The sequence below is a fragment of the Sphaerisporangium sp. B11E5 genome, assembly GCF_039871875.1.
Classification (GTDB): Bacteria; Actinomycetota; Actinomycetes; order Streptosporangiales; family Streptosporangiaceae; genus Sphaerisporangium.
The window spans coordinates 1-4201 of the sequence record NZ_JBDPMD010000099.1 but is presented as its reverse complement, the minus strand read 5'-3'; the positions used below and the strand labels follow the sequence as shown (position 1 = coordinate 4201).

2 protein-coding genes are annotated in these 4201 nt (G+C 66.5%); both read left to right on the top strand.

Going from position 1 to position 4201, the window contains the following annotated elements:
• Nucleotides 1-408: 408 nt before the first annotated feature.
• Complete coding sequence (locus tag ABGB17_RS38630) at nt 409-987, top strand: sigma factor-like helix-turn-helix DNA-binding protein (protein ID WP_347639335.1); 579 nt, start codon at nt 409-411, stop codon at nt 985-987.
• An 843-nt stretch (nt 988-1830) separates the two neighbouring features.
• Nucleotides 1831-4201: immunoglobulin-like domain-containing protein (locus tag ABGB17_RS38625; protein WP_347639333.1), on the top strand; the 2371-nt coding region annotated here is incomplete at its 3' end.

Sequence of the window (4201 nt, the reverse complement as noted above, 5' to 3'; positions counted from 1 at the left end):
TCGATGACCGCCCATAACTCGTCACTGACCTCCCACGGCTTCAGCCGCGCCACGACCCACCCCTCTCGCCACCGCTACAGCGAGAGATCAAAGCACAACAGAGATCATTCTGTTAGGAGCTCTAAGCGGTACAAGCAGCGCAAACCGTGGAGCGGTGCATCGGCAAGCTCAAGAGCCACCAAGCCGTGGCCTTACTCACAAATGACGCCCAAATTCGCACCGGGGTGAACGCGCCGTCGCCACCCTCAAAGCCTGAAAGATCCTGGCGAAGCTGCGCTGCTGCCCTCACCGTGCCACCGTGATTGCCCGAACCATCCTTGCCCTCCAAGCCACCGGAGCGGCCGCGACCGGGGCGACGGCGTCACCGCCGACCCCGCCGACAAGGTCACCCTCGACGAGTCGATCAATATGGCCTTCCTCGTCGTGCTTGAGTCGATGGCTCCGGCCGAGCGCGTCGCGTTCATCCTGCACGACGTCTTCCGCTACTCCTTCGCCGAAGTGGCCGGCATCGTCGGCCGGACCCCGGCGGCCTGCCGTCAGCTGGCCTACCTCGGCCCGCCTCCGCATCCGCGCGGCGCAGCCCACCGCCACCTCGACGGCCCGCCACGCCGGCATCGTCAAGGACTTCAAGCATGCATGGCAGGCCATGGACATCGACGCCCTCATCGGCCTGCTCGCCCCGACGCCACCCTCGCCACCCTCGTCGCCGACGGCGGCGGCGTCGCCGGTGCCGCGCTGCGCCCGATCGACGGCGCCGAGCGGATCGTGCGCGCACTGCTCAATCTCGCCGGCAGGCTGTCCAACCTGACGATTCTGGAGCGTACGGTCAACGGTCAGCCTGGTCTGGTGGTCCAGCAGGACGGCGTCATCGTGACGGTCGCGGCGTTCGACGTCGAGGGCGACCAGATCAAGCGCATCTGGGGGGTACGCAATCCCGACAAGCTCCGTCCGTGGACGGCGGCGCCCGAGCGAGCGGCCGGCAGGTGATGGCCTTCGCGGGGGTCGTCCGAATGGGTCGACTGGTTGAACAAGCAGCGGCTTCATAGCGCGATCGAAACATTTCCTTCAGCGAGGACGAAGCCATCTACCACGCTCAGCACCCCGACCGGGCGCCGGCAGTCAAGTAACAGAGCCGCTATCGAACCACGTGCGGGCGTACTTGACGTGAAACGGCACGTCGTCGCGGTGGAGGTCGCATTCCTCGATGTGCCGGCGGTCCCTGCTTGCCGTGGTCGTCCGACGCCGCTCCGCCCGTCTGGGTCGGCCTGGGCGGGTGATGCGGCGGGCAGCAGGCGGCCGGCACCGGCGGTAAGAACCCCACGTGACCTGGTAATTCCCGTCCCTATGGTCGCTTTGATGCTTGCGGAGTGCTGACAAGGACGAGACTTTCATCCAGGGCTCGCATAAATTTCGTCGGTTCACGCAAAAGTTTGGGTGCTATTGAGGCTATCTTTCGCCGGGACTGGCGGTTAGTGTCTGCATTCGAGACCCGGACATCTGTGATATATAGCCCCGTCCCCCCCAGTTCGCACCATCCCCCCACATTTCACAGCGAGGTGAACCTTTGTCTGTGCTGCCCTCGTCTCGTCGGAGCGCTCAACCAGGTCTGATCACGCTGGGCCTCGCCGGCGCGCTGACCGTCCATTCGGGCTTCGCCTCTCCCGCGAGTGCGGTCGCCCCCGCCCCGAACGGGGCCGTGCCCCACGCGTCCACAGCGACCGGAGTAAGGAGGATCAAGTGAGATTGCGACAGCAAAGGTCGCACCACCGGCTGATCCGGAAGGGGAGAGGTGTCGCGGGCCTGGCCCTGGGCGCGCTTCTCTCCGTCTCGTTGGCAGCGACACCCTCGCGCGCTGCCGACGAGCAGCTCAACGAGGGGCTGGTGCACCACTTCGCCCTCGACGAGACCAGTGGGACGACGCTGGTCAACTCGGGTAGCGCGGGCTCGGCGGCGAACGCCACGCTCGTCAATCCGGAGAAGGCGACCTTGACCGGCAACGGAGTCAGGTTCAACCCCGACTCCTACGCGAGCGCCCTCGACGGTGCGTACGTGGCGCTGCCGAAGGACATCACCGCCGGCATGTCGAACCTCACGGTGGACTATGACGTGTGGATCGACCCGGCGAACGTCGGCGAGCACCAGATGTGGGGCTTCGGCAGGAAGTCCGGCTCGTGCGACGTCGACACCGGCGCCCAGGGCTCCATCTTCGCGTCGAACACCCAGCGGTTCCGCGTCGCGGTGGGCTCGGCGAACCTCCAGCAGAATCGGGTCCGCATGACCGAGGGAGCCTGGACGCACGTCACCTACACCCAGTCCCTGAACGCGAACGGCACGAGCTGGACCGGCACGCTTTACCTCGACGGTGTGCAGCACGCGACGTCAACGAACCTGACCACGCCGCCGTCGGTGAACGCCGCGGGGACCAACTGTAACTTCCTCGCTCGCTCGCAGACGTCGGGCCACTACTCATTCCGCGGAACGCTCCGGGACTTCCGGGTCTACGACAGGGCAGTGAGCCCCGAAGAGACACTCGCCCTGGCGAAAAAGACCGTCTCCAATGGCGTCAGCGCCGACGCCGCCGCCATCGACCTCGGCCTGACCAGTGCGATCGTACGCGACATCGTTCTGCCCAAGGTGGGCTCCGTGGCGGGCTCGGCCATCACGTGGACGAGTTCGGACCCGTCGGTCGTCGAGGTCTACACCCCGCCGGCCGTCCCCAGCGCACGCAAGGTCGCGGTGACCGGCAAGATCACCCGACCCGCGCAGGGGCAGCCTGACGCGACGGCCACGCTCACGGCGACCGTCCGCAAGGGCGTCCAAGAGGTCACCACACGGGAGATCCCCATTGTGGTGAAGGCCGAGTTCGACGACGCGCAGGCGGTCGACCGTGACGCGTTCGACCTGGCCCTGTACGCCACCGACGACGTGCGCGGAAACATCAACCTTCCGGCCGGCGGCGAGTTCGGATCCACGATCACCTGGAAGTCGACCACCGACCTCGTCACCCCGACGGGTGAGGTGACCCGCCCGGCCTTCGGCCGTGCGGATGTCACCGCCACCCTGACGGCGACCATCACCAAGGGTTCGGCCTCGAAGACGAAGTCGTTCCCGGTGACCATCACCGCGAAGCCCCGTTCCGAGAAGCACGAGCGGTACTTCATGGGGTACTTCAAGGGCGAGGGGATCGCCGACGGCGAGCAGATCATGTTCGCGACGTCCAACGGAAACACCGCTCTGGACTGGACCGGTCTTACCGGGGGCTGGCCGTCGCTCGTCTCCCAGCTGGGCGACCAGGGGCTTCGTGACCCGCACATCGTTCGCTCGCCCGACGGCGACACGTTCTACATGATCGCCACCGACCTGAACTGGTACGACCAGGGCGGATACGCGATCAACGACACCCAGTACATCGAGGTGTTCGAGTCGCACGACCTGGTGAACTGGACTCCTCAGCGGCACGTGAAGGTCGCGCCCGACAACGCGGGCAACGCCTTCGCACCCGAGTCGCTGTGGGTCGAGGAGATCGGCGCCTACGCCGTGTTCTGGGCGCAGTCGCTGTGGAACGACCCCGTGAACCGCACCGGTCAGGGGAACGCGCAGATGTGGTACGCCACGACGCGCGACTTCCAGACGTTCTCCGCTCCCAAGGTCTGGCAGGACCCGGCCCCGCTGTCGCGGATCGACACGACCGCGATCCGGGTCGGTGACCACTACTACCGTGTGACCAAGAACGAGGCCGGCAACCAGGGTTCGGACATCTTCTCGGAGAAGCACACCGACTTCCTGGACAGCAACATCAACAACTGGACGTTGCTCGCTCCGGCTCTGGGGCGCACGACGTGGGTCGCCAACCAGGGGTACGAGGGGCCGGTCATCTTCAAGGCCAACCCCGGTGACACCTCCTGCCCCGGCCAGTTCTACCTCTGGGGTGACCGGTACACCAACGGTGGTGGGTACCAGGCCGCGTGCCACGAGAACATCGAGGCTCCGACCTGGAACGCCAAGCCGCTCACGATGACCAACGCGGGCGTCGTCCGTCCGCGTCACGGCACCGTGATCCCGCTCACCATCCGTGAGTGGAACGACATCCGCGGGATCCCGAACAGCGACGTCACGACCACCACCAAGGTGGCCGTCGAGCCGTACGCGAGCGGGGCCCAGACGACCACGGCCACCGCCACCGTCGAGGCCGCTGACGGGT